Origin of the sequence: Pseudomonas sp. ATCC PTA-122608 (assembly GCF_001952855.1) — a bacterium.
Classification (GTDB): domain Bacteria; phylum Pseudomonadota; class Gammaproteobacteria; order Pseudomonadales; family Pseudomonadaceae; genus Aquipseudomonas.
The window spans coordinates 347,185-371,570 of sequence record NZ_LPNO01000001.1 but is presented as its reverse complement, the minus strand read 5'-3'; the positions used below and the strand labels follow the sequence as shown (position 1 = coordinate 371,570).

Annotated in this window: 26 protein-coding genes; 12 read left to right on the top strand and 14 right to left on the bottom strand. The window is 60.8% G+C overall.

Features of this window, described 5'->3' with window-relative positions; all coding sequences use genetic code 11:
- Positions 1–99 precede the first annotated feature (99 nt).
- The 4 genes from AU074_RS01795 (at position 100) to cfaB (ending at position 3,309) form a co-directional block, all read left to right on the top strand.
- A complete protein-coding gene (locus AU074_RS01795) occupies positions 100–351 on the top strand; it encodes a hypothetical protein (RefSeq protein ID WP_003213503.1) in 252 nt (83 codons plus the stop codon).
- Positions 352–415: 64 nt separating this feature from the next.
- Positions 416–1,261, top strand: coding sequence for a DUF692 domain-containing protein (locus AU074_RS01790; protein WP_076013241.1), 846 nt, complete (start codon positions 416–418; stop codon positions 1,259–1,261).
- A complete protein-coding gene (locus AU074_RS01785; RefSeq protein ID WP_076013240.1) occupies positions 1,252–2,037 on the top strand; it encodes a DNA-binding domain-containing protein in 786 nt (261 codons plus the stop codon). The genes AU074_RS01790 and AU074_RS01785 overlap by 10 nt, the downstream gene beginning before the upstream one ends.
- An 87-nt stretch (positions 2,038–2,124) precedes the next feature.
- Positions 2,125–3,309 carry a C17 cyclopropane fatty acid synthase CfaB gene (cfaB, locus tag AU074_RS01780; protein WP_076013239.1) on the top strand — a complete coding sequence of 395 codons (1,185 nt, stop codon included), beginning with the start codon at positions 2,125–2,127 and terminating at the stop codon, positions 3,307–3,309.
- Between the two features lie 106 nt (positions 3,310–3,415).
- On the opposite strand, the gene cls is transcribed toward cfaB, so the two are convergent.
- Positions 3,416–4,855: a cardiolipin synthase gene (cls, locus tag AU074_RS01775; protein ID WP_076013238.1), complete on the bottom strand. Its 1,440-nt coding sequence runs from the start codon at positions 4,853–4,855 to the stop codon at positions 3,416–3,418.
- Between the two features lie 130 nt (positions 4,856–4,985).
- Here cls and AU074_RS01770 point away from each other — a divergent pair, with 130 nt between their 5' ends.
- Complete coding sequence (locus AU074_RS01770; protein ID WP_076013237.1) at positions 4,986–5,507, top strand: DUF3617 domain-containing protein; 522 nt, start codon at positions 4,986–4,988, stop codon at positions 5,505–5,507.
- Between the two features lie 143 nt (positions 5,508–5,650).
- Here AU074_RS01770 and AU074_RS01765 read toward each other — a convergent pair whose 3' ends face one another.
- Genes AU074_RS01765 through folE2 form a run of 7 tightly spaced genes read right to left on the bottom strand, consistent with a single transcriptional unit; the run spans position 5,651 to position 11,293 of the window.
- Positions 5,651–6,988 (bottom strand): dihydroorotase, encoded by a 1,338-nt coding sequence (locus AU074_RS01765; RefSeq protein ID WP_076013236.1) that lies wholly within the window; start codon positions 6,986–6,988, stop codon positions 5,651–5,653.
- A 2-nt stretch (positions 6,989–6,990) separates the two neighbouring features.
- Positions 6,991–7,551, bottom strand: a complete 561-nt coding sequence (locus tag AU074_RS01760; RefSeq protein ID WP_076013235.1) for a DapH/DapD/GlmU-related protein — start codon at positions 7,549–7,551, stop codon at positions 6,991–6,993.
- Positions 7,548–7,973, bottom strand: a complete 426-nt coding sequence (hisI, locus tag AU074_RS01755) for a phosphoribosyl-AMP cyclohydrolase (RefSeq protein WP_076013234.1) — start codon at positions 7,971–7,973, stop codon at positions 7,548–7,550. The genes AU074_RS01760 and hisI overlap by 4 nt, the downstream gene beginning before the upstream one ends.
- Positions 7,970–8,854, bottom strand: a complete 885-nt coding sequence (locus tag AU074_RS01750) for a metal ABC transporter substrate-binding protein (RefSeq protein ID WP_076013233.1) — start codon at positions 8,852–8,854, stop codon at positions 7,970–7,972. The genes hisI and AU074_RS01750 overlap by 4 nt, the downstream gene beginning before the upstream one ends.
- Positions 8,855–8,865: 11 nt before the next feature.
- Positions 8,866–9,732 carry a metal ABC transporter permease gene (locus AU074_RS01745; protein ID WP_063033778.1) on the bottom strand — a complete coding sequence of 289 codons (867 nt, stop codon included), beginning with the start codon at positions 9,730–9,732 and terminating at the stop codon, positions 8,866–8,868.
- Positions 9,732–10,400, bottom strand: a complete 669-nt coding sequence (locus AU074_RS01740; RefSeq protein WP_076013232.1) for a metal ABC transporter ATP-binding protein — start codon at positions 10,398–10,400, stop codon at positions 9,732–9,734. Before AU074_RS01740 ends, AU074_RS01745 begins: the two co-directional genes overlap by 1 nt.
- Entirely contained in the window at positions 10,397–11,293 is an 897-nt protein-coding gene (gene folE2 / locus AU074_RS01735) for a GTP cyclohydrolase FolE2 (protein ID WP_076013231.1), read from the bottom strand. Before folE2 ends, AU074_RS01740 begins: the two co-directional genes overlap by 4 nt.
- 127 nt (positions 11,294–11,420) lie before the next feature.
- Here folE2 and AU074_RS01730 point away from each other — a divergent pair, with 127 nt between their 5' ends.
- On the top strand, positions 11,421–12,632 hold the full coding sequence (locus tag AU074_RS01730) for an N-acetylmuramoyl-L-alanine amidase (protein ID WP_076013230.1): 1,212 nt from the start codon (positions 11,421–11,423) through the stop codon (positions 12,630–12,632).
- Here the strand turns inward: AU074_RS01730 and AU074_RS01725 are convergent.
- On the bottom strand, positions 12,629–12,997 hold the full coding sequence (locus AU074_RS01725; RefSeq protein WP_076013229.1) for a glutamine synthetase: 369 nt from the start codon (positions 12,995–12,997) through the stop codon (positions 12,629–12,631). The two genes, AU074_RS01730 and AU074_RS01725, sit on opposite strands and share 4 nt — an antisense overlap.
- Before the next feature lie 126 nt (positions 12,998–13,123).
- Between AU074_RS01725 and dksA the strand changes: the two genes are divergently transcribed.
- The 4 genes from dksA to AU074_RS01705 are packed head-to-tail and all read left to right on the top strand — an operon-like array spanning position 13,124 to position 16,413.
- Positions 13,124–13,528, top strand: a complete 405-nt coding sequence (dksA, locus tag AU074_RS01720; RefSeq protein WP_076013228.1) for an RNA polymerase-binding protein DksA — start codon at positions 13,124–13,126, stop codon at positions 13,526–13,528.
- A 27-nt stretch (positions 13,529–13,555) separates the two neighbouring features.
- Positions 13,556–14,761: a zinc metallochaperone GTPase ZigA gene (zigA, locus tag AU074_RS01715; protein ID WP_076013227.1), complete on the top strand. Its 1,206-nt coding sequence runs from the start codon at positions 13,556–13,558 to the stop codon at positions 14,759–14,761.
- Complete coding sequence (locus tag AU074_RS01710) at positions 14,761–15,405, top strand: DUF1826 domain-containing protein (protein WP_076013226.1); 645 nt, start codon at positions 14,761–14,763, stop codon at positions 15,403–15,405. The genes zigA and AU074_RS01710 overlap by 1 nt, the downstream gene beginning before the upstream one ends.
- A gap of 45 nt (positions 15,406–15,450) precedes the next feature.
- On the top strand, positions 15,451–16,413 hold the full coding sequence (locus AU074_RS01705; RefSeq protein WP_076013225.1) for a GTP-binding protein: 963 nt from the start codon (positions 15,451–15,453) through the stop codon (positions 16,411–16,413).
- Here the strand turns inward: AU074_RS01705 and AU074_RS01700 are convergent.
- Positions 16,407–16,805 carry a DUF3301 domain-containing protein gene (locus AU074_RS01700; RefSeq protein WP_017476780.1) on the bottom strand — a complete coding sequence of 133 codons (399 nt, stop codon included), beginning with the start codon at positions 16,803–16,805 and terminating at the stop codon, positions 16,407–16,409. The genes AU074_RS01705 and AU074_RS01700 overlap by 7 nt on opposite strands.
- A gap of 117 nt (positions 16,806–16,922) precedes the next feature.
- Here AU074_RS01700 and pdxY point away from each other — a divergent pair, with 117 nt between their 5' ends.
- Positions 16,923–17,795 carry a pyridoxal kinase PdxY gene (gene pdxY / locus AU074_RS01695; RefSeq protein WP_076013224.1) on the top strand — a complete coding sequence of 291 codons (873 nt, stop codon included), beginning with the start codon at positions 16,923–16,925 and terminating at the stop codon, positions 17,793–17,795.
- Here pdxY and AU074_RS01690 read toward each other — a convergent pair.
- On the bottom strand, positions 17,792–18,277 hold the full coding sequence (locus AU074_RS01690; RefSeq protein WP_076013223.1) for an acyl-CoA thioesterase: 486 nt from the start codon (positions 18,275–18,277) through the stop codon (positions 17,792–17,794). The two genes, pdxY and AU074_RS01690, sit on opposite strands and share 4 nt — an antisense overlap.
- Before the next feature lie 295 nt (positions 18,278–18,572).
- Here AU074_RS01690 and AU074_RS01685 point away from each other — a divergent pair, with 295 nt between their 5' ends.
- Positions 18,573–20,330 (top strand): cation:proton antiporter, encoded by a 1,758-nt coding sequence (locus AU074_RS01685; protein ID WP_076013222.1) that lies wholly within the window; start codon positions 18,573–18,575, stop codon positions 20,328–20,330.
- A 101-nt stretch (positions 20,331–20,431) separates the two neighbouring features.
- Here AU074_RS01685 and AU074_RS01680 read toward each other — a convergent pair whose 3' ends face one another.
- From AU074_RS01680 to uvrD, 3 genes are all read right to left on the bottom strand, one after another.
- Positions 20,432–20,839, bottom strand: coding sequence for an SMI1/KNR4 family protein (locus AU074_RS01680; protein WP_003213456.1), 408 nt, complete (start codon positions 20,837–20,839; stop codon positions 20,432–20,434).
- A gap of 136 nt (positions 20,840–20,975) precedes the next feature.
- A complete protein-coding gene (locus AU074_RS01675; RefSeq protein WP_076013221.1) occupies positions 20,976–21,839 on the bottom strand; it encodes a Tim44 domain-containing protein in 864 nt (287 codons plus the stop codon).
- A 191-nt stretch (positions 21,840–22,030) separates the two neighbouring features.
- Positions 22,031–24,214 (bottom strand): DNA helicase II, encoded by a 2,184-nt coding sequence (uvrD, locus tag AU074_RS01670; RefSeq protein WP_076013220.1) that lies wholly within the window; start codon positions 24,212–24,214, stop codon positions 22,031–22,033.
- Positions 24,215–24,386: the final 172 nt, after the last annotated feature.

Sequence of the window (24,386 nt, the reverse complement as noted above, 5' to 3'; positions counted from 1 at the left end):
GTCTCGCTGTAACGCTATTGGGGGACCTCACTCTAGTGCTATGTCGAGACTGAACAATCCGTTCAGACCGACTCCACTACCGATCATGAGGAATACACAATGAACATCAAATCCGCTGCTGCTGGTGCCGCCCTCGCTATCGCCGCTGCTGGCATGTTTGCCGGTGTTGCCACTCAGGTGCAGGCAGCAGACGCCCAGGTCCATTGCTATGGCGTCAACGCTTGCAAAGGCCAGAACGATTGCAAGACCAAAGACCACGCGTGCAAAGGCATGGGCTCTTGCAAAGGCCAGGGCTTCTTGTCGATGAGCAAAGCGATGTGCGACCAGAAAGGCGGCAAAGTCGGCGAGTAACCGACAACCGAGTGCAACCGCAGCGGGCCCCCGCCGCTGCGGACACTTTCCCCAGGAGTGTTTTATGTCCGCTTCCCTTCCGAGTCTGGGTTACGGCCTGGGTTTACGCAGCGAGTACTACCAGCAGATCCTCGAACAATCGCCGGCCGTGGATTGGTTCGAAGTGATCTCCGAGAATTATCTGGTGCAGGGCGGCAAGGCTTTGTATTACCTGGACGCGATAGCCGAGCGTTATCCCCTGGTGATGCATGGCGTGTCCCTGTCCATCGGCGGGCCCCATGCCCTCGATATCGATTACCTGAAGCAACTCAAGCAGCTCTCCGAGCGCATCCAGCCGGCGTGGATTTCCGATCACTTGTGCTGGAGCCGCGGCAATGCGCACCAGTTGCATGACCTGCTGCCGCTGCCTTACACCGAAGAAAGCCTGTACCACGTGGCCGGTCGCGTACGGCAAGTGCAGGATGTGTTGCAGCGTCCCTTGGTGCTGGAAAACGTCTCCAGCTATGTACGCTCCAAGGCAGATGAGTTTACCGAGTGGGAGTTTCTCAACGCCCTGACCCATCTCACCGGCTGCCAGCTGTTGCTGGACGTGAACAATGTGTACGTCAGCTCACGCAACCACGGCTTCGATGCCTGGACGTTTATCCGCAACCTGCCGCCCGAAAGCATCCGCCAACTGCATTTGGCCGGGCACATGGATTACGGCGACTATGTGATCGACACGCACGACCATCCGGTATGCGATCCGGTGTGGGCGCTGTATCAGCAGACTCTGGAGCATCTTGGGCCGGTCTCGACCTTGCTGGAGCGCGATGACCATTTCCCGCCGTTCCAGGAACTGCTCGACGAACTGAGCAAAGCCCGCGAACTGGGCGCGAGCGCATTGGACAGGAGAGCGTTATGCGCCTGATCGATTGGCAATTGGCGTTTGAGCAGCATTTGCTGGCCGAGACGTCCACTGCCAGCAACAGCTTCAGCGCCACCTTGATTGGCGGCCCGACCCTGGATGTCGACACGGGCCTGGCGATTTACCACAACGCCTATCACGCCCGGTTGCAGGAAGTGCTGCGCGATGACTTCAGCGCCGTCTGGTATTGGCTGGGGGATGAGGAGTTTGCGCAGCTGGGTTCGGCCTATATCCGGCGTTACCCCTCGGCCCATTACAGCCTGCGCTGGTTTGGCGAGCGTTTACCCGGGTTTATCGTCGAGCATTACGCCGGGCAAGGTTTGCCGTTGGCCGAATTGGCGCGGCTGGAATGGGCTTTCACCCTGGCCTTTGATGCGCCGCAGGGCGAGCCTCTGACAGTGCAGGACATGGCATCGCTGCCGCCCGAAGACTGGCCAGGGCTGCGGGTGCAGCTCGCACCTTCGGTGCAGCAGGTGATGTGTGCCTTCAACAGCCTGGGCATCTGGCGCGCCAGCAAGGGTGAGTGGGACTTTCCCGGCAGTGAGGCCCTGCCGTTGGCGCAGGTCTGCCTCGTTTGGCGGCATCAGAATGTTTGCCAGTACCGCAGCCTGGAAGCGGCTGAAACCAGCGCGCTGACAGGCATGGTCAGCAGTGGCTGGAGTTTTTCCGAACTGTGTGCCGAGTTGGCAGTCACTTACCAGGAGGGCGCGCCATTGCAAGCGGTTACCTGGCTGAAACAGTGGATCCAGGACGGTTTGCTCCAGCGGCGGGCACCATAGAAAAGCGCTATTGATTCGATAGCCTGCTAATTTTTCCGTGGATGGTCTACCCTCATTTCAGACGTCTGAAACAAGGGGGGACTACTCATGCTCGCGCAACTTCCACCGGCCTTACAGAATCTTCAGCTACCGCTGCGTCTTCGACTCTGGGACGGCCATGAATTCAATCTGGGCCCGGATCCCAGTGTCACCATTGTGGTCAAGGACCCCATGATGGTTTCAACCCTCAGCCATCCGACGCTCGATTCACTGGGCGAAGCCTTCGTCGAGGGCAAACTGGAGCTGGAAGGCTCCATTTCCGAAGTGATCAGGGTCGTGGACGAGTTGAGTCATGCCCTGGTGAATGACGACGAGGACACTCGTCCGGTGCGCTCGATCCACGACAAGGCCACCGACGCAGCCGCTATTTCCTACCATTACGACTTGTCCAACGAGTTCTACCAGCTGTGGCTGGACCGTGACATGGCCTATTCCTGCGGGTATTTCGAGACCGGCAGCGAATCCCTCGATCAAGCCCAACAAGACAAATTCCGCCACCTGTGCCGCAAATTGCGGCTGCAGCCGGGGGAATATTTGCTCGACGTGGGTTGCGGTTGGGGCGGGCTGGCGCGGTATGCCGCGCGGGAATTCGGGGTCAAGGTGTTTGGCATCACACTGAGCAAGGAACAACTGGAACTGGCCCAGGAACGGGTGAGAGCCGAAGGCCTGGAAGACCAGGTTGAGTTGACGCTGCTCGACTACCGCGACTTGCCCCAGGATGGCCGGTTTGACAAGGTGGTGAGCGTGGGCATGTTTGAACACGTCGGCCACGCCAACCTGGCGGAGTACTGCAAGATTCTCTACGGCGCGGTGCGAGAGGGCGGCCTGGTGATGAACCACGGGATTACCGCCAAGCATATTGATGGCCGGCCCGTAGGCCGTGGTGCCGGGGATTTTATTGAGCGTTATGTTTTTCCCAATGGCGAGTTGCCGCACCTGTCGATGATGACAGCCGAGATCAGCGACGTGGGCCTGGAAGTGGTCGACGTCGAAAGCCTGCGCCTGCATTACGCGCGCACCCTGGATCACTGGAGCGAGCGCCTGGAAGATAACCTGGAGGCGGCGGGCAAGATGGTGCCGGAGCAGGCCTTGCGCATCTGGCGCCTGTACCTTGCCGGTTGTGCCTATGCGTTTGCCCGGGGCTGGATCAACCTGCATCAGATTCTGGCGGTGAAACCCCATGCCGATGGTAGCCATGAGCTGCCGTGGACGCGGGATGATCTGTACCAGTAAACCCCGGTACCTGTAGGAGCGAGCTTGCTCGCGAAAAACTTGAGGACGCCGCGTTTATCCAGAATGAACGCGTCATCGTTAACGTTCTTCGCGAGCAAGCTCGCTCCTACAGGATCGGAGAAATCAGGCGCGCGACCCGCATGCCCAGTTGTTGCAAGCGGTGGGTCTGGCGGTTTTCTTCCTGGCTGATTTCGTGGGCCTGGGCGAAGTCATCCAGCAGCATGTGCTCTACCTGGCTGGCGAAGGTCTCATCCACGGTCAGCAACATCACTTCGAAATTCAGCCGGAATGAACGGTTATCCAGGTTCGCACTGCCGATGGCGCTGATCTCACTGTCTACCAACACCACCTTCTGATGCAGGAACCCCGGTGTATAGCGGAATACCCGCACCCCGGCGCGCACGGCTTCGATCGCGTACAGGCTGGAAGCGGCGTAGACGATGCGGTGATCCGGCCGTGACGGCAGTAACAGGCGCACATCCACCCCGCGCAGTACCGCCAACCTCAATGCCGCAAACACCGCCTCATCGGGTATGAAATACGGGCTGGTGATCCACACCCGCTCGGTCGCCGCATGAATCGCCTCGACGAAAAACAGCGAGCAGGTCTCGTAGGGATCCGCCGGGCCGCTGGCGAGTAATTGGCAGAGCACGCCGTCGTCCGGGTAGGTATCCGGCAGCAGCAGCGGCGGCAACTCCCGCGCGGCCCAGAACCAGTCCTCGGCAAAGGATTCCTGCAGGCACGCCACCACTGGTCCGCTGACTTGCACATGGGTGTCACGCCACGGTGCCAGGGGCGGCTTTTTGCCCAGGTATTCATCGCCGACGTTATGCCCGCCGACAAACCCGGTAATGCCGTCGACCACCACAATCTTGCGATGGTTGCGGAAGTTGACCTGGAAGCGGTTGAGCCAGCCACTGCGGGTGGCGAATGCCTTGACCTGCACCCCGGCGTCCCGCAGCGACTGCACATAACGGTGGGGCAGGGCGTGGCTGCCGATACGGTCATACAGGACGAAAATGGAGACGCCTTCGGCGGCCTTTTCCTTGAGCAAGGTGTGCAGTTGGCGGCCGAGTTCATCGTCATGAATGATGAAGAACTGGAACAGCACGGCGGTCTTCGCCGAGCGGATCGCCTCGAAAATTGCGCTGAAGGTAGCCTCGCCATTGATCAACAAGCGCACCTGATTGTTCGCCAGGCAGGGCATGCGGCCCAGCTTCGGCATGGCCCGCAGCGAGGCGTAAGCGTGGGAATTGCGCGCGGCCAGTGCCTCTTCGACCCAAGGGCGCCAGTTCAGCTCGGTAATCGCCTTGTGCATTTCCTGGTTGGCCTGGCGACGCGCCTGAATGTAGGCGTCGAAGGTACTGCGGCCAAAGATCAGGTAGGGAATCAGCGTCAGGTAAGGGATGAACATCAGCGACAAGGCCCAGGCAATCGAGCCTTGGGCGGTCCTGACGGTCAGCACCGCATGGATGGCGGCGAGAGTGCCCAGAAAATGCAGGGTGGCAATGAAATAGGCGAGCAGGTGTGGGCCAAAGAAATCCATGGACAACGGTACTCCTGACAAACAAGTGCCTAACAGACCATGTTCGGCCACGAATGTCGCTATTTTATTTGCTGTGCAACACTGGCGCTTTTGCGGCGTCTAACGCCGACAATTGCCCAGGAGTTACCCGATGAATGCTCGTCTGCTTGGTTTGGCCATGGTTGTTGGTTTAACGCTGCCCGTGGCGGCGCAAGCGCAGATGTTGGCGCCGGGCTTGTGGGAATTGACCACCAGCAATATGAAGGTCGATAACCAGGACCTGCCGGACTTGTCGCTGATCCTCGGTCAGCTCAAGCAACAGATGACCCCGGAACAACGCGCCATGCTCGAGAAGCAAGGCATCACCATGGCCGGCAAAGGCGTGCAGGTGTGCCTGACCCCGGCCCAGGTGGCGTCCGATTCCATCCCACTGACCGACCCGCAATCCGGGTGCAAGCAGGAAGTGACGGACAAGACCGGTAACCAGTGGAAATTCCGTTTCAGTTGCCCGAAAGCCCAGGGCACCGGCGTGGCGACGTTCCAGAGCCAGCAGGAATTCACCACCACCGTCAACGGTACCTTCAATGCCACCGGCATTCAGCAGAAGGGCAGCCTGGACACCCACGCGCAGTGGTTGGGCAGCAACTGCGGCACCGTCAAGCCGCGCGCTTAACCTAAGATAAACCCCGATCAAAATGTGGGAGCGGGCTTGCTCGCGAATGCGGTGGATCAGTTAATACATGTGGCGACTGACCTACTGCATTCGCGAGCAAGCCCGCTCCCACATTCGATTGGATTGCCAGTTCCTGATTCTCTTCAACGCTGGAAATGCAGCGGCAACCCCTGGCAACTGTCGTGCACGCGCCCGTCGTGCCAGGCCAGGTGGCCGGAGACCAGCGTGGTGCTGACGCTGTGCCGGAAGCTGCGCTCGGCGAAGGGCGTCCAGCCGCAACGGGCCATAATCGGCTGGCTGCTGACGGGCTTGCCATGGGGCTCGGGTTTGATCAGTACCAGGTCGGCCCAATAGCCTTCCCGCAGGTAGCCGCGGTCGGGGATCGCAAACAGGTCCGCGACGCGATGGCTGGTCTTTGCCACCAGGGTGGTCAGCGGCAGCAAGCCGTCGGCGACCAGTTCCAGCAGCGCCGGCAGGGCGTGTTGCACCAGCGGCAAGCCTGACGGCGCTTCGCGATACGGCAGCTGTTTTTGCGCCCAAGTGTGCGGCGCATGATCACTGCCAATCACATCCAGACGATCACTCAACAATGCCAGGCGCAGGGCGTCGCGGTCGGCGCGTGTCTTGATCGCCGGGTTGCATTTGATCTGGTGGCCGAGGCGCGCGTAGTCGCGGTCATCGAACAAGAGGTGATGCAGGCAGACTTCCGCCGTGATGCGTTTTTCCGCCAGGGGTTTGTCTTCGAACAGCACCAATTCCCGCGCGCTGGTGATGTGCAACACATGCAGGCGCGTGCCATGCCGCTTGGCCAGTTCCACGGCTAAAGACGACGAGCGATAGCAGGCTTCGGCATCGCGAATCAGCGGGTGAGCCACGGCAGGAATGTGCTCGCCGAAACGCTCGCGCATCCGTTGCTCGCTGGCGTGGATGCTGGGCGTGTGCTCGCAGTGGGCCAGGAGAATGGTCGGCACGTCGGCGAACAGGCGCTCGAGAATCTTCGGATTATCCACCAGCATATTGCCGGTGGAGGCGCCCATGAAGACTTTGACGCCGGCCACCTCGCGCGGATCCAGCGCGGCCACGGTGTCGAGGTTGTCGTTGCTCACCCCGAAATGAAAGCCATAGTTGGCCACCGAATGCAGCGCCGCGCGGCGCTTCTTGTCGGCCAGGGCTTCCAGGTTCAACGTCGCCGGGTTGGTATTGGGCATGTCCATGAAACTGGTGATGCCACCGGCCACCGCTGCACGGGACTCGCTGTAGAAACTGCCTTTGTCCGGCGCGCCGGGTTCACGGAAGTGCACTTGGTCGTCGATCATGCCCGGCAGCAGCCATTGGCCGTGGGCGTCGATTTCCACGGTGGCATTGGCGTTGTCGATGCTGCTGGCGATCTTCTCGATGCGGCCATTGGCGACCAGCAGGTCAGCCTCGAATTCCTGGCCTTCATTCACCAGGCGGGCGTTGCGGATCAGCAGGCGGCTCATGGTCAGAACTCGTTTTGCAGGGCTTTGTAACCCAGCACCAGGTCGACGTTGGTGCGCGCCACGTCTTCGGAAAACTCCGAAGCGCTGACACTCACCGGCGGAAACTGGGACAGGTCGGTGTTGGGGCCGATGCGGGTGGTGGAAGGCACGTAGAACGCGGCGGGCAAATCGCGGCCGTCGACCACCGAGTTGTGGCGCACCACGCAACCGTCACCCACGATGCAGTTGAACAGCACACTGTTGAAGCCGATAAACACCCGGTCGCCGACAGTGCACGGGCCATGAACGATGGAGCGGTGGGCGATGGAGGTGAACTCGCCGATGGTCACGGCGGCGCCGGATTTGGAGTGGATCACCACGCCGTCCTGGATATTTGAATTGGCGCCGATGGTGATCGGGTCCATGTCGCCATTGGCGTCGACTTCGTCGGCGCGGATCACCGCGTAAGGGCCGACAAAGACGTTTTCGCCGATGATCACCTTGCCGCAGATGATTGCGGTTTTGTCGACGTAGGCCGATTCGGCAATCACGGGCAGATCGCCGGAAGGGTTCTTGCGGATCATGGGGCAGGCTCCTGGAGGGGCGCGGTAAGGATGTGTACGTGGCGGCCGTCGATGGCGTTGTAGAAGCAGGTGGGTCGCCCGGTGTGGCAGGCCGGACCTTGCTGGTCGACGATCAGCAATACGGCGTCGCCGTCGCAATCCAGGCGCGCCTCTACCAGCAGTTGCCAGTGGCCGGAGGTTTCGCCCTTGCGCCACAACTGCTGGCGCGAGCGGGACCAGTAGCAGACCTGCCCGGTGGCCAACGTTTCGTCGAGGGCCTGGCGGTTCATCCAGGCCAGCATCAACACCTCGCCGCTGCCGTGTTGCTGGGCGATGGCGGCGATCAGGCCATCGCTGTTCCACGGCAGGGCGTCGAGCACGCGGTCGAGTGGAAAGCGGCTGCCGATGGCGGCCTTTTCCAGGTCGAGCATGCTCGGTTTCATGGCTTGCTCAGGGCCGCGCACAGGGTGTTGAGGTTGTATTCGAACAGGCCGGTAAAGGTGCTGGCCGGGCCTTCTGATGCCAAGGCGTCCGAGTACAGCGTGCCACCGATTTGCGCGCCACTTTCGTCCGCGATCTGCTTGAGCAGGCGCGAGTCCTTGATGTTTTCCATGAACACGGCCTTGACCTTGTCTTTGCGGATCTGGGTGATCAGCGTGGCGACTTCAGCGGCGGACGGTTCACGTTCGGTGGACAAGCCTTGAGGCGATAGGAACTCGATACCGTAGGCCTGGCCCAGGTAACCGAAGGCGTCATGGGAGGTCACGATGCGACGGTTGCCCGGTGGCAAGGCGCCGAACTTGGCTTTGGCTTCAGCCAGCAGGCGGTAGATTTCTTTCAGGTACACCTGGCTGTTGTGCTCGTAGTCCGCCTTGTTGGCCGGGTCGGCGGCGATCAATGCCTTAGTGATGTTGTTCACGTAGATCACTGTGTTGGCCAGGTTGTGCCAAGCGTGTGGGTCGGGAATGGTTTCGCCGTCTTCTTCCATGGTGTGGGACAGCACGCCTTTACTGGCGGTGACCACCGTCGCTTTGGTCTCGGTGCTGGTGACCAGGCGATCCAGCCAAGGCTCGAAGCCCAGGCCGTTCTTGATGATGACCTTGGCGTTGAGCAGGGCCTTGGCATCGTCTGGCGTCGGTTCGTAGGTGTGGGCGTCGGCGTCGGGGCCGACCATGTTGCTGATCTGGATATGATCGCCACCAACCTGATGGGTCATGTCGTCAAGAATACTGAAGCTGGTAACCAGCTGAAGCTTGTCGGCAGCCTGGGCCGTCGCGAACGACAGCGGCAGCAACACACTGAACAGCACGAGTAGAGCGCGCATCGGGAAACACCTCATTGGGATGTAAGCAAAGGCGGGCGGCGCAGCAAGCCGTGCACCGGACCGAAGACCACGGACAGCAGGTACAAGCCGCCAGCCACCAGCACAATCGCCGGGCCGCTGGGCAACGAGTAGTAGAACGACAGCAACAAGCCAAGCCACACCGACAGGCATCCCAGCACTGCCGATATGGCGATCAACACCGGCAGGCGCCGGCTCCAGAAACGTGAAGCAATCGCCGGCAACATCATCAAGCCGACCACCATCAACGCGCCGATGGCCTGGAAGCCGATCACCAGGTTCAACACCACCAGCGTCAGGAACAGCCCGTGGGCCAGTGGGCCGAGGCGGCTGACGGTTTGCAGGAACAGCGGGTCGAGTGTGTCCAGCAGCAGCGGTTTGTAGATCACCACCATGGCGATCAGGCTGAAGCCGGAAACCCAGAGCATGCCGGTGAGGGTCGGACCGTCGACCGCCAGGGCCGAGCCGAACAGCAGGTGCAGCAGGTCCAGGCGCTTGCCGGCGAGGCCAAGAATCAGCACGCCGCTGGCCAGGGAGATTGGGTAGATGGCGGCGAGGCTCGCGTCTTCCTTCAGCCCGGTGCGACGGGTGATCCACGCGGCGAGGCCGGCCATGCTCAGGCCCGCGCCCAGGCCACCGATGGTCAGCGCGGGCAAACTCAGGCCGGCGAACCAGAAGCCCAGGGCGGCGCCCGGCAGGATGCCGTGGGACACCGCGTCACCAATCAGGCTCATGCGGCGCAGGATCAGGAACACCCCCAGCGGTGCCGTGCTGCACGCCAATACCAGCCCGCCGACAAGCGCGCGGCGCATGAAAACGAAGTCGAGAAACGGCATCCACAGGTGAGCGGCGAAGTGCATCAGGCCACCTGCATGTGTGGCTGGGGGCGGATCAGCTCTTTGCTTGAGCCGAACACGCAACCGCTGCTTTTGATCTGCACCACTTGTTGGGTGTGTTGGCGGACGGAGCCGAGGTCATGGCACACCACGACCACCGTGCGGCCTGCGTCGTGCCAGGCGTGGATGTGTTTCCAGCACAGCGCTTGGCCGTCTTCGTCGAGGGCGGCGTGGGGTTCGTCCAGCAGCAATATCGGTGACTCGGCCAAACTCATGCGGGCGAGCAGGGCGCGTTGCAGTTCGCCGCCCGACAAGGCCATCAACGGCCGATGCTCCAGGCCACTGAGGCACCAGTCTTCGAGTACGGCGTTCAGGCATTCGGTGCGTTGTTGCGGGGTTTGCTTGCTGCCCCAAAAACCGGCGGCCACCAATTCTTGCAGGCTGATGGGGAATTGCCGATCGAGATTCTGTTGCTGGGGCAGGAACGACAGGCCACCACGGCGTGGAACATCAATCGTCACTTTCCCGGCCAAGGGCTTCTGCAAGCCGGCGATGACTTTCAGCAGGCTGCTTTTGCCGGTGCCGTTGGCGCCGATGATGCCGGTGAGGCTGCCTTTTTCCAGGGTGAAATCCACGGCGGGCGTCAGTGGTTGGCCGGGAGCGCCCCAGCGCAGGGCGGTGCAGGTGATCATTCGGAAGGTCTCGTCCAGCGGCTTTCAGCCACGGCATCGTGCGCGTGCAGGCTTTCGGCGTGGATCACTTTCAAGTGGAAGGCAATGACCGCATCCGAGCGTTTCAAGGCGAGGTTCAGGCGGCGTGCGGCGTCTTCGCAGAACATCAAGTTCTGCCCGTTGGCCAGGGCGAAGGCTTGTTCGTCCGCGCGCTTTACGGCGGTTTGTACGGCGGTGCCAAGGGCTGCTTCGGTATCGTCGATCAGTTGCGTCAGCGGCAGGGTTGGCTGGTCGCCTCGAAGACGGACCTGCAACAGCGCGCTGCTGCGCTGGCTGTGGGGCGTGGCGACGATGCCATTGGCACTGCCCAGCCAGGTCAGCACGTCTTCGTGTTGCAACGGGGTGTTGCCGAAGTCTTCGATAAATTGCTGCTGAATCAATTGCCTGGCGAGGGCAGCCGAGCAAGGGCAGGTTGAAGAGTAAGTAACGTCAATTTTTAGTTCCACGTGGAACATCTGGTTTTCCAGACGGGCTTCGATGCTCACCGGGTAGCTTTTCCAGCCGGCCAGTGGGCTGACCAAAGCGGGGCGTTTCAGCAGCAGATCCGCATGAATTCGCAGGTAGGCATTTGTGGATAAACCTTCATGACTGTCGAGAAAACGTTGCAATACACTGCGCAGCAGTGCTGGCGTAAGCGGCTGCTGTTCAAGCATCTCCAGCGCAAGATAAAGCCGCGACATATGAATGCCACGCGCTTCGCCGTCGTCCAGGCTGACGCCTGCATCGGCCTTGGCGCTGAGGCGCTGGCCGTCGATCTGAATGGGCAGGGCAATGCCGCACATGCCCACCCAATCCAGCGGCAAGGCTTGGCGTGAAGCCTGCGCGGCGATATCGGGCAGAGTCAGCGCGTTCATGAGCAGTCCATCGTTGGAAATAAAAAGACATGTTATATTATTACAATTGAATCGACGAAAGTTTTTCTGCTCTGTCTTTTATTCAGTCATGTCGAGTACGGACGCTCCTTTATTTGCGGTGTAAGTCATGCACAGACGTCAACTCCTCAACCTGCTGCTGGCCAGTGCGGTGTTCACCCTGCCCTTTGGTGTATCTGCCGCGCAGATCCGCAATGCACGGCTGTGGCGCTCGGATAACAAGCTGCGGTTGGTGCTGGATCTCAGCGGCCCGGTGCAATACAAAACCTTCACCCTGACCGCGCCGGAGCGGTTGATCATTGATTTGAGCGGCGCGAAGCTGACCGGGGATTTCAGCCAACTGGCCCTGACCAACAGCGGCATTACCTCGATTCGCTCGGGGCACTTTGGCCAGGGTGATACACGGATCGTGCTGGATTTGAAGGCGCCGATGCAGCTCAACAGCTTCCTGCTGCCGCCCCAGGATGGCCAAGGTCATCGCCTGGTGCTGGACCTGACCAGCGCCACCCATGCGCCTCAGCAAATCGCCGCGGCACCGGCGCCCTTGGCACCGCCGGTGGACAAGGCGCATCCGAAACGCGACATCATCGTGGTGGTCGACCCCGGCCATGGCGGTAAGGATCCCGGCGCAATCGGCTCCAAAGGCCAGCGTGAAAAAGACGTGGTGCTGTCCATCGCCCAATTGCTGGCCAAGCGCTTGAAGCGTGAGAAGGGCTTCGATGTGAAGCTGGTGCGCAACGACGATTTCTTCGTGCCGCTGCGTAAACGCGTGGACATCGCCCGTCAGCACAAGGCCGACATGTTTATCTCGGTGCACGCCGATGCGGCGCCACGGCTCACGGCGTCAGGCGCTTCTGTCTATGCGTTGTCTGAAGGCGGCGCGACGTCCGCCACCGCGCGGTTCATGGCACAACGGGAGAACGGCGCCGACCTGCTGGGCGCCACCACCTTGCTCAACCTCAAGGACAAAGACCCAATGCTCGCCGGCGTCATTCTCGACATGTCGATGAACGCCACCATCGCCTCCAGCCTGCAACTGGGCAGTTCGGTGCTGGGCAGCCTGCAAAGCATCACCACGCTGCATCAAAAACGCGTGGAACAGGCCGGCTTTGCGGTACTTAAGTCGCCGGACGTGCCGTCGATCCTGGTGGAAACCGGGTTTATCTCCAACACCCAGGACGCCCAGCGGCTGGTCACCGCGCGCCATCAACAGGCGGTGGCAGACGGTTTATTTGAAGGGTTGAAAAACTACTTCCAGAAGAACCCGCCGATGAACAGCTACATGGCCTGGGTTCAGGAACAGAAGAATGGCCAGGTCTAACAGCCGGTAATCCGGCTGCAGGTGAATTTGGCGCTGGCACCACCAGAACTGGAAAACCGGTTGATGGTGGTCCAGCCCACTCGCCGCGTGTAGCCCACCCACGCCTCACCATCGGATGCCAATCCGGTAAAGAACGTCAGCTGCCCGTAGCGGCTGTTGGTCTGTGCCCAGTAGCGTTTGCCGATCACCTCGAAACCCCGCAAATACGTGGTGCTGCCCGCCGTCGCGACGCTGTAGGCATTGCCCTGCGCGTCGACGCACGCCAGCAGGTTGGCGCTGCGGGTGCAGTTGGCCAGCAAACTGGGCGCCTGGGCATTGGCCTGACTCGCCACCATCAACAACACACCGCACAACAGGTATTTCATAGAGGCTCTCGGGCGTTATTCGGTGGCAAGCATTGCGCCCTTCGTCGTTGCGAGCAAGGGGGATTAGCTAATTTGCATTGTTATACTATAACATTAAAAAACAGCCTGATCCGTGAACCGCCTCCAATGACCGAACAAGACCTTCTCGCCCAACCGTTCGCCGATTACATGAATGAAGCCCAGCAAGGTTTCTTCCGCGAGCTGTTGCTGGCTCAGCGCAACGAGCTTCAAGTGCGCATCGATGCCGAATTCATGGTGCTGCGCGAACAGGAACCCAACAGCGATCCCGCCGATGTGGGCAGCGCTGAAGAACAGCGCCAATGGCAACTGCGCCTGCTGGAGCGCGAAAAGAAGCTGTTGGACAAGATCGATGAAGCCCTGGAACACCTGGCCCGCGGCGAATACGGCTGGTGCCGTGAAACTGGCGAGCCCATCGGCCTCAAGCGCCTGTTGCTGCGCCCCACGGCCACCCTGTGTATCGAAGCCAAAGAACGTGAAGAGCTGCGCGAACGCCATCAACGGGCGATGTGACCGGCCAACCCTGATGAGGAATACCTGATGCCCAATCGTCTCCCCGTTACTGTGCTGTCCGGATTCCTCGGCGCCGGTAAAAGCACGCTGCTCAACTACGTCCTGCGCAACCGCGAAAACCTGCGGGTGGCGGTGATCGTCAACGACATGAGCGAAATCAACATCGATGGCAGTGAGGTCCAGCGCGACGTCACCCTCAATCGCTCCGAAGAAAAACTGGTGGAAATGAGCAATGGCTGCATCTGCTGCACCTTGCGCGAAGACTTGCTGGAAGAAGTCGGAAAGCTCGCCAAGGAAGGTCGGTTCGATTACCTGTTGATTGAATCCACCGGCATCTCCGAGCCACTGCCGGTGGCCGAAACCTTTACCTTCCGCGACGAAGAAGGCCAGAGCCTGGCGGACATCGCCCGGCTCGACACCATGGTCACCGTGGTCGACGGCATGAACTTCCTGCTCGACTACCAGGCTGCCGAAAGCCTGGCGTCCCGGGGCGAAACCCTAGGTGAAGAGGACGAACGCTCGATCACCGACCTGCTGATCGAGCAGATTGAATTTGCCGACGTGATCCTCATCAGCAAGATCGACCTGATCAGCAGCAGTGAGCGTCAGGAGCTGATGGCGATCCTGGAGCGCCTGAATGCCCAAGCGGAAATCATCCCGATGGTCATGGGCGAAGTGCCGCTGGCGAAGATCCTCAACACCGGTCGGTTCGACTTCGAACGCGCGTCCCAGGCACCCGGATGGTTGCAGGAATTGCGTGGCGAGCATGTGCCGGAAACCGAGGAATACGGCATCGCCTCCACCGCGTATCGCGCCCGCCGCCCATTCCATCCACAGCGTTTTTTCGACTTTATCGACCGGCCTTGGGTGAATGGAAAACTACTGCGCTCCAAGGGCTTTTTCTGGCTGGCCAGCAAACACCAGGACGCCGGCAGTTGGTCCCAGGCCGGCGGCCTGATGCGCCATGGTTTCGCCGGGCGCTGGTGGCGTTTCGTGCCGAAAACCCAGTGGCCGCAGGACGAGGAAGGTGTCGCCGCGATCATGAACAACTGGCAGCCGAGTACCGGCGATTGCCGCCAGGAACTGGTGTTTATCGGCCAGAACATCGACTTCGCGCAGATGACCGCCGAACTGGATGCCTGCCTGCTGACCGATGATGAAATGGCCACAGGCGTCGAAGGCTGGCGCTTGTTGGCTGATCCCTTTGGCCCTTGGTTCGAAGAGGCTGCCTGATGCTGGCACCGACCCTGAAACTGCGCCCGGTGATTCGCCAGACTCATGGTGAAACCCCGGCCGTGCTCACCGATATCCTTGAAGATGGCGTGAATCTCGCGGTGTGGCAGCGTCAGTTGCCGCTGCACATCGCCGAGTTCGGCGCGTTGCTGGTGGCGCTCAATGAGCCGTTGGCCGAGTCGCTGGTGGTTGAGCTGAACAGCGAAGACGCCGAGCCGAACTTGCAGGACTTCGCGTCAGGTAGCCGCGACCTTGAAGGCTACGAAGGCTTTATCGCCGATGTGTCGTGGCTGGTCAGCGCCTTTGCCTGTTTGCTGGGCGCCAAGCGCATCGGCGTACGTTTGCGGCTATTGGACAAGGCGATGTGCCCGCGCTTTCACGTGGACCATGTGCCGGTGCGGCTGATCACCACCTTCGCCGGCATCGGTAGCCAGTGGTTGCGTGAAGGCGTGATGGAGCGGCGGCACCTGAGCCAGGCGAGCGCGGAGCCGGAAGCGCGCATTGAGCAAATCCACTGCGGTGAAGTGGCGTTGCTCAAAGGCGAAAAATGGCACGGCAACGAAGGCTTTGGCCTTATCCACCGTTCTCCGCCGTTGCAAGCGGATGAGCGACGGTTGATCCTGACGCTGGATTGGTTGGCGTAACCGGGTAGGATCGAACCTCTCTACACGGCCTGAATGATGTCCACCATGCTGCAGAACATTCCCACCCACGTGATTGCCGGGCCCTTGGGCGCCGGTAAGACCAGCCTGATCAAGCACCTGCTGGCGCAGCGCCCGGCCAACGAGCGCTGGGCGGTGTTGATCAACGAGTTCGGGCAGATTGGCCTGGATGCCGCGTTGCTGACCCGTGATGACGACGGTATCGCCCTCGGTGAAGTGGCGGGTGGCTGCCTGTGTTGCGTCAACGGTGCGCCGTTCCAGGTAGGACTGGGCCGTTTGTTGCGTAAGGCCAAGCCCGACCGGCTGTTTATAGAGCCGTCCGGGCTGGGGCATCCGGCTCAACTGCTCAAGCAATTGCGGGAAGCGCCCTGGCAGCAGGTGCTGGCGGTGCAGCCGTGCGTGCTGGTACTCGATGCCCAGGCGTTGGCGGCTGGCAAGCCTTTACCCAATGCCCAACGTGAAGCGTTGGCCAGCGCCGGGCTGTTGGTATTGAATAAGAATGAAGCCCTAAGTGATGCGCATCGCCTGGTGATTCAAGGGCAATTGCCTGACCGGCCGATCTATTGGACTCAGCAGGCGCAACTACCCCTGGCGCAATTGCCGGGTTTGAACGCTCAAGCCGCAGCGGCTGTGGATAACTTCGAGGTGCCCAAAGGCGTGGGGCAAATGCCGGCCATCTGGACTGACCCGTCGGCGCCGATTTGCCTGAGTCAGGGCCAGGAGGGTGGCTGGAGTATTGGTTGGCGCTGGCATCCGAGCCAGCAATTCGACCGGCAGCGCTTGCAGCAATGGCTGGAGTCGCTGGATTGGCGGCGGGCAAAACTGGTTATCCACAGCCTCGACGGTTGGATGTCGGCCAACGCTGTGGATAACGCCGTGTTGGCCTGGCTGCCCAGTGAATGGCGCCGGGATTCGCGTATCGAATTGATCTTTGGTGAAGCGCAGGACGTTGCGCAATTACAGGACGGGTTAGCCGATTGCCGTCAGTGACGGGTCTTGCTGCTGCCATGCTCCTGGCGCCATTGGCTTAGCTCAATGATCTCGGCGCTGGGCAGCGGCGTCTTGATCTCAAACGGGTAGGGCGCCAGCTCGATTTGCGCGCTGTGGGCACCGAACTGGGTGATGGTTCCCGGGTGCCGCGTTTCGCCGGTCACGGTGAATTCAAAGTTGTAGATCCGTGCCAGACGCCGCCGACCGCTGGCATCCTTCACAAAACCGATGCGCTTCAACGCCACGGCGCCATCGAGCAGCTCGATGTCGAGCTTGGCGCAATGCTGCTTGACCCGTTCCAGCGCCCGCTCGCGCAGGCCGTGGTTGTGCCACAGCCAGGCGGCACCGGTCGCCAGCAGCATCAGCACGAAGATATTTCCGAGGGTCAGCATTCGATGAACTCCAACAAAGTGTGGCCAGCTTAACTGCGTCTCCGGTCTGTCGTACAGGCCGCGTTTAGTCGCATACTGCGCAGCCAGAAATTCAACCGCTTTACGGAAATTCCCTGCATGAAACGTACGCCCCATCTGCTTGCGATCCAGTCTCATGTGGTCTTTGGCCACGCCGGAAACAGCGCCGCCGTGTTCCCCATGCAACGGGTCGGGGTGAACGTGTGGCCGCTCAATACCGTGCAGTTCTCCAACCACACTCAGTATGGTCAGTGGGCGGGAGAAGTGTTGGCGCCGCAGCAAATTCCTGCGCTGGTGGAAGGCATCGCGGCGATTGGTGAGCTGGGCAACTGTGATGCGGTGCTGTCGGGCTACCTGGGCAGCGCGGCCCAGGGTCGGGCGATCCTTACCGGCGTGGCGCGAATCAAGGCGATCAACCCCAAGGCCCTGTACCTGTGCGACCCGGTGATGGGCCATCCGGAGAAAGGCTGCATCGTGCCCCAGGAGGTCAGCGACTTTCTCCTGGACGAAGCGGCGGCGATGGCCGACTTCCTGTGCCCCAACCAGTTGGAGCTGGACAGCTTTGCCGGGCGCAAGCCGCAGTCGCTGTTCGATTGCCTGGGCATGGCCCGTGCGTTGCTGGCTCGGGGGCCGAAAGCGGTGTTGGTCAAGCACCTGGATTATCCCGGCAAGCTGCCGGATGGTTTCGAGATGCTGCTGGTAACGGCCGAAGGCAGCTGGCACCTGCGCCGGCCGTTGCTGGTGTTCCCGCGCCAGCCGGTGGGCGTGGGTGACCTGACGTCGGGCCTGTTTCTGGCACGGGTGTTGCTGGGCGACAGCCTGGTGGCGGCCTTTGAGTTCACCGCTGCAGCGGTGCACGAAGTGCTGCTGGAAACCCAGGCGTGCGCCAGCTATGAGCTGGAACTGGTGCGCGCCCAGGACCGAATTGCCCATCCGCGGGTTCGCTTCGAGGCAACCCCCATAGGGCTTTAAGGCCCGTCGGCCTTGATTTCCTGATAGCGCTTTTCCAGCTCCTGGCGAATCTGCCGACGTTGCTGGGCCTGTACAAACCGGCGCTTGTCTTCGCTGTTGTGTGGTTGCAGCGGTGGCACGGCGGCCGGTTTGCGCTGGTCATCCACCGCGACCATGGTGAAGAAGCAGCTATTGGTATGGCGCACCGAACGCTCGCGGATGTTCTCGGTGACCACCTTGATCCCCACTTCCATCGACGTGTTGCCGGTGTAGTTGACCGAAGCCAGGAAGGTCACCAGCTCGCCGACATGGATCGGCTCGCGAAAAATCACCTGGTCCACCGACAACGTCACCACATAGCGGCCGGCATAACGGCTGGCGCAGGCGTAGGCCACTTCGTCGAGGTACTTGAGCAGCGTGCCGCCGTGCACATTGCCTGAGAAGTTGGCCATGTCAGGGGTCATCAATACTGTCATCGACAGCTGGGCGTTTCCGGGTTCCATAGCACACTCACGGGTTGTAGGCATTGGGTGGGGAGGCACCTCTGCGGGTGCTGGAATCTTTGCAGAGCCATTCATAACGGGACGCTGGGCCCCGGCTTGCCGTCACGCCCGGGGCGATCTGTTTCCATATATTGCACCGGCTTTCTGTCGCAAGTCGCGGTGTTACCCTTCAAAAGCCCGCCTCAAGGGCAATTCTTACGATCAAGGCTGACTTTTCTTTCCGTTCATTGCGACCTTTCGGGGTGAATGCGTGGAAATGGGAAAAGCGCCAGTACCCCTCAAGGAGCCCCTCGCCATGCACGCCATCAGCTTTATCCAGGACCTGGCCGTGATCATGCTCGTGGCCGGGGTGGTGACGATCCTGTTCCATCGGCTCAAGCAGCCAGTGGTGTTGGGGTATATCGTCGCCGGCTTCATCATCGGCCCGCACACCCCACCGTTCGGCCTGATCCACGATGAAGACACCATCAAGACCCTGGCCGAGCTTGGGGTAATTTTCCTGATGTTCTGCCTGGGACTCGAATTCAGCCTGCGCAAGCTGTTCAAGGTCGGCGCCACTGCGTTTATCGCGGCGTTCCTTGAGATCATCCTGATGATCTGGATCGGCTACGAAATCGGCCGCTGGTTCGACTGGAACACCATGGACTCACTGTTCCTGGGCGCTATCCTGGCGATTTCCTCCACGACCATCATCGTCAAGGCCCTCAATGACCTGAAGATGAAAAACCAGCGTTTTGCCCAGCTGATTTTCGGTGTGCTGATCGTTGAAGACATCCTCGGCATCGGCATCATCGCTTTGCTGTCGAGCATCGCCGTCAGCGGTACGGTCAGCTCCGGCGAGGTGTTCTCCACGGTCGGCAAACTCTCATTGTTCATGATCGTTGCGCTGGTGATCGGGATTTTGCTGGTGCCGCGCCTGCTTGAGTACGTGGCCAAATTCGAAAGCAACGAGATGCTGTTGATCACCGTGCTTGGCCTGTGCTTCGGCTTCTGCCTGCTGGTGGTCAAGCTGGAATACAGCATGGTGCTGGGGGCGTTCCTGATCGGCGCAATCATGGCCGAATCCCGGCAACTGTTGAAGATTGAGCGCCTGATCGAACCGGTTCGCGACATGTTCAGCGCGATCTTCTTTGTCGCCATTGGCTTGATGATTGATCCGCAGATTCTGCTGCAATACGCCTGGCCGATCGCGGTGATTACCGTGGCCGTGGTGCTGGGCAAGATGTTGTCCTGTGGCTTGGGGGCATTTATCGCCGGCAACGACGGCCGCACCTCGCTGCGGGTGGGGATGGGCCTGTCACAGATTGGCGAATTTTCATTCATCATCGCCGCGCTGGGGATGACGTTGCAGGTCACCAGTGACTTCCTGTATCCGGTGGCGGTGGCGGTTTCTGCGATCACCACGCTGCTTACCCCGTATCTGATTCGTGGCGCTGACCCGCTGTCGCTGAAGATAGCGGCTGTGATGCCCAAGCGCATGAGCCGGGTGTTCGGGATGTATGGCGAGTGGCTACGCAGCATTCAGCCCCAGGGCGAGGGTGCGATGCTGGCGTCGATGATCCGCAAGATCATTTTGCAGGTGGGTGTGAATCTGGCATTGGTGGTGGCGATCTTCTTTGCCGGCAGCTTTTTTGCGGCGCGCATTGGCAGTTATGTGGAAGGCTGGATCAGCGATCCGAGCTGGCAGAAAGCATTGATCTGGGGCGGGGCGTTGCTGCTGTCGCTGCCGTTTTTGATTGCGGCGTACCGCAAGCTCAAGGCGCTGTCGATGCTGCTGGCGGAGATGAGCGTGAAGCCGGAAATGGCTGGGCGCCACACTCAGCGTGTGCGCCGGGTGATCGCCGAGGTGATCCCGATTCTTTCGCTGCTGGTGATTTTCCTTCTATTGGCAGCCTTGTCGGCCAGTATCCTGCCGACCAACAAGTTGCTGGTACTGATCGCCGTGGTAGCGGCCGCCGTGGCCGCCGTGCTGTGGCGCTGGTTCATCCGCGTGCATACGCGGATGCAGGTCGCCTTGCTGGAGACTCTGGATAACCACAAGGACACGTTGTAGGAGCGAGCTTGCTCGCGAAGGTCGTTAACGATAACGCGGGAAACCTGACACCCAGTGGTGATCTCAGGTTTCTCGCGAGCAAGCTCGCTCCTACAGGGGTCTTAGCTTTCCAGCCAGACGTCCCGCGCCCAGTGCCATACCGATTCCCAGGTTTCTTCAGTGACGAGTTCTTCTTCGCCGGACCACAGCACCACGGTGCCGTCTTCTTCGACGCAGTAGTAGTCGTCGCCGTCCTGGCAGATCGGGATCATGCTGCGGTCAACGCCGGCATCCCAGGCGTTGGCGGCAACGTCCGGCAGGTAGGTGTGGGACTGTGGGTCGGTGACGGTCACCGGCTCCAGGCTGCCGTAGACCACGTCGCTGACGGTCAGCAGGAATTCACGGAAGACGAACGGGATATCGATGAACAGTTGTTCCTCGATTTCCACCAGTTGGTCTTCGTCAGGCAGCTCCAGAGGAACCGGTACCGGTTCGTTGGCTTCACGCAATTGTTCGATAACTTCTTCCACGGCCGGGATCCTCTTGCTAGATGGCGCGGTTAATAGGGGCGTTTTATACAGTAGCTCGCTATAAGTGCAACCGTGAAATAGAAAACCCCGGACAAGTCCGGGGTTTTTGTTACAGCGCACTCAAAGCGTGCAGGGATCAGCCGTTCTGGCGGATACCGGCGACCAGCCAAGGCTGGTTTTCGCCCTGTGGACGTTCCATGTTCCAGCTTTCGCTGAACACTTCGCCCTGGTCGAAACGCGAGGTCTTCGACACGCCGCTGAAGGTCAGGGTGGCGATGGTCTTGTCGGCGCGGTCATCCACACCTTCGAGCTGCACTTTCAGGTCTTCGATGTAGGTCGACTGGAAGCCGTCGCCCAAGTCAGCACGTTCGCGCTTGAGGAACTCCAGCAATTGCGGGGTCACGAACTCGGCGATCTTGTCCATTTCGTTGGCGTCCCAGTGTTGCTGCAGCGCCTGGAAGTGGCCACGAGCGGCTTCGACGAAACGCTCTTCGTTGAACCAGGCTGGCGCATTGATCACCGGACGAGCGGCAGGTGCGGCCGAACCCCCAAAGATCGAACCCATTGCAGCAGGCTTCTGTTCGAACACTTCACGCTGCATCGGCGCGCCGGCTGGAGACATGTGCTCCTGCTGCTTGCGGCGACGGGCGGCGATAAAGCGGAAGATCAGGAAGGCGATGACCGCCATGATCAGGATGTCGAAGATCTGCATGCCCTGGAAGCCGCCGCCCATGAACATGGAGGCGAGCAGGCCACCGGCCGCGATACCGGCCAGAGGGCCCAACCAGCGCGAAGCACCGCCAGCCTTGGCAGCGGCGCCTGCTGCACCGGCAGTCGCAGCTGCGCCGCCCATGCCGCCGCCGGCTGGGGCCATTTGGCTGGTCTGGTGGCTCGGCGCCGAACCCATGGATTTGCCGCCACCGAAGCGCTTGGCGTTGGCGTCGAGGCTCATTGTCAGGCCGATGCACAACGCCATGGCGATGCTAAGAAAACGTTTCATAAAGGGAATTCCCATTTGTGGATTGCACGCGCGCCATGTTGCACAGGTGTGTTGGCAGTGGCCAGCGGCATAATGTTTCGGGCTTTTGCGTAGGGCCAATACCGAATCGTCTGTAGGACTTAGTACAGATATTGGCCCCACCGTTGCCAAATACAAGGGCGGGCCAACATCCTTCATGTTCTGCAGTTGTTTCAGATTGCTTCGAGCTTGGCGTAGCCCATCATCAGCCACTTGCTGCCTTCGGCGAAGTTCACCTGCACCCGGGCCTGGGCACCGGCGCCTTCGAAGTTGAGGATAACGCCTTCGCCGAAGACCGCATGCTTGACCTGCTGGCCAAGGCTGAACGGCGTTTCGGGAATTTCAGAACCGGCAAACATGCTGCTGGAGTTCTGCTGCTGGCCGCCGCCGAACGGTCGGCTGACGCTGTTGGAGAGGCGCACTTCCTGAATCAGTCCTTTCGGCACTTCACGTACGAAGCGCGACACCTTGTTGTAGGTCTCACTGCCGTACAGGCGCCGGGTTTCGGCGTAGGTCATCACCAGGTTCTGCATGGCCCGGGTGATGCCCACATAGGCCAGGCGGCGTTCCTCTTCCAGGCGGCCGGGCTCTTCCAGGCTCATCTTGTGGGGGAACAGGCCTTCTTCCATGCCCACCAGGAACACGTACGGGAACTCCAGGCCCTTGGCGCTGTGCAAGGTCATCAGCTGGATGCTGTCTTCATGCTCGTCAGCCTGGGTGTCGCCGGCTTCCAGCGAAGCGTGGCCGAGGAATGCCGCCAGTGGCGTCAGGTCTTCGTCTTCTTCGTTGTTTTCGAACGCGCGGGCGGCGCTGACCAGTTCCTCAAGGTTTTCTACCCGGGCCTGGCCTTTCTCGCCTTTTTCCGCTTCGTGGTAGGCGATCAAGCCGGACTGCTCGATCACGGTCTGGGTCATCAGGTGCAGGGGCATTTCCATGCACTTGGCGGCCAGGTTCTCGATCAGCTCGACAAACACGCTCAAGGCACCGGCAGCACGGCCGGTCAGGCCCTTGTTGGCGATCAGCAGGCGCATGGCTTCCCACATCGACACATCGCTGTGGCGTGCATGGTCACGAATCGCTTCGACAGTCTTCTCGCCAATGCCGCGGGCCGGGATATTGATCACCCGCTCCAGCGCCGCATCGTTGCCGCGACCTTCGAGCAAGCGCAGGTAGGCCATGGCGTTCTTGATTTCAGCACGTTCGAAGAAGCGCTGGCCGCCATAGATACGGTACGGAATGCGCTCGCGCAGCAAGGCCTCTTCCAGCACCCGTGATTGGGCGTTGGAACGATAAAGAATCGCGATATCGCTGCGGGCCAGGCCGGTTTTCAGGGCGCTTTCGATGGTTTCCACCACGTAGCGCGCTTCATCGTGCTCGTTGAAGGCGGCGTACAGGTTGATCGCCTCGCCTTCGCCGCCGTCGGTCCACAACTCTTTGCCCAGGCGCCCGGTGTTGTTGGCGATCAAGGCGTTGGCGGCCTTGAGAATCCCGGCCGTGGAGCGGTAGTTCTGCTCCAGGCGGATGGTTTCGGCGTCCGGGAAGTCGTCGCTGTACTGGTAGATGTTCTCGATTTTCGCGCCGCGCCAGCCGTAGATCGACTGATCGTCGTCGCCCACCACCATCAGGCTGTCGCCGCCCTTGGCCAGCAAGCGCAACCAGGCGTACTGCACGGCGTTGGTGTCCTGGAACTCGTCCACCAGGATGTGCCGGAAGCGTTTCTGGTAGTGCGCCAGCAAGCCCGGGTTGTCGCGCCACAGGTCGAGGGCGCGCAGCAGCAGTTCGGAGAAGTCGATGACGCCGGCGCGCTGGCAGGCCACTTCGTAGGCTTCATAAATGCTGCGCATGGTCGCCAGGAACAGGTCGCCGCTGGCCTGGATATGTTGCGGGCGCAGGCCTTCATCTTTCTGGCCGTTGATAAACCACTGGGCCTGACGGACCGGCCAGCGTTGCTCATCCAAGCCCAACTCGCGGATCACCCGCTTGACCAGGCGTTGCTGGTCGTCGCTGTCGAGAATCTGGAAGGTCTGGGCGAGGCCGGCCTCCTGCCAATGGGCCCGCAACAAGCGGTGCGCCAGGCCGTGGAAGGTGCCCACCCACATGCCGGCCGGGCTGATGCCCATCAACTGCTCGATGCGATGGCGCATCTCGGCAGCGGCCTTGTTGGTGAAGGTCACCGACAGGATGGAGTGAGGTGAGGCGTTCTCGACCTGGATCAACCAGGCGATACGGTGCACCAGCACTCGGGTTTTACCGGAGCCAGCACCGGCCAGGACCAACTGACGGCCAACGGGGGCTGCTACGGCCTGGCGTTGGGCATCGTTGAGGGAGTTCAGCAAAAGGGAGAGATCATCGCGCATCGGCGCATTCTAGGGTGCCCGGGGGAGTCGGGCAAATCCCAATGCCGGATGGTCGCGGGAAAATTTCAGGGACTACACTGGATAAGGCAACAATCTATTCACGGTGATGACCGGTCGGTCATCGCCCACAGCCCGCGCCCTGTCTCACTCAAGCTGTCTGGCTCCAAGGTTT